This window comes from Micrococcus sp. PSi08 (genome assembly GCF_054960655.1).
In genome coordinates, this window is record NZ_JBHNYP010000064.1 from 1 (window position 1) to 773 (window position 773).

A 773-nucleotide genomic window follows, 5' to 3' on the forward strand; every position below is an offset into this window, starting at 1 on the left:
AGCGTGGAGGAGCATGACGAGGACGAGGCGGACCAGCCCGCGTGAGGAACAGACTCAGCGGAACAGGTCCCAGACGCTGAACGTGGTGCGCTTGTAGACCGCGTTGTAGGCGGCGCGCTTCGGATCGCGCACCCACCCCATGCCCGGCCGGCCGTCCTCGCGGCCGGCACCCGTGCACCGCACCCGCCAACCCCAGGAGCTGACATGAGCACCGCACCCACCCCTTCTTCCTCCGACGACGCCCCCGCCGTCCTCGTCGAGACGCGGCCCGGCGTCGTGCGGCTGACGCTGAACCGGCCCGCGAAGGGCAACGCGCTCGGACTGACGATGGCGCGCGAGGTGCTCGCGGCGATCGCCGCGGCCGAGGCGGACGAGTCCGTGCACGTGCTCACGCTGACCGGCGCCGGGCGGATCTTCTGCGGCGGCGGGGACGTCCAGGCCATGGCTGCCGCGCCTGCCGGGCCGGAGCGGCGCGCGATGATCCAGGAACTCGGCGAGGCGGCGGGCGAGGTCGCGGTGGCGCTGACGGGCTCACGCCTGCTGGTGCTGGCCGGCGTCAACGGGACGGCCGCCGGGGCGGGGCTCGGGCTCATGCTGGGCGGCGACGTCGTGCTGGTGCGCGAGGATGCGCAGCTGGTGACGGCGTTCTCCGCGCTCGGGATGACACCGGACACAGGCGTGTCCTACTGGCTGCCGCGGGTGCTCGGGCCGGTGCGCGCGACGCAGCTGCTGCTCGGCGGTCGGCGCCTGAACGGGACCGAGGCCGTGGGGTG

At 74.4% G+C, this 773-nt stretch carries 2 protein-coding genes; one reads left to right on the plus strand and one right to left on the minus strand.

All coding sequences use genetic code 11. From position 1 onward, the window contains the following. Window positions 1–54 precede the first annotated feature (54 nt). A complete protein-coding gene (locus tag ACFI33_RS11775; protein ID WP_255351296.1) occupies window positions 55–183 on the minus strand; it encodes a hypothetical protein in 129 nt (42 codons plus the stop codon). Between the two features lie 21 nt (window positions 184–204). On the opposite strand from ACFI33_RS11775, the gene ACFI33_RS11780 reads away from it, so the two are divergent. Continuing rightward, a partial coding sequence (locus ACFI33_RS11780; RefSeq protein WP_462624052.1) for an enoyl-CoA hydratase/isomerase family protein occupies window positions 205–773 on the plus strand: 569 nt, incomplete at its 3' end.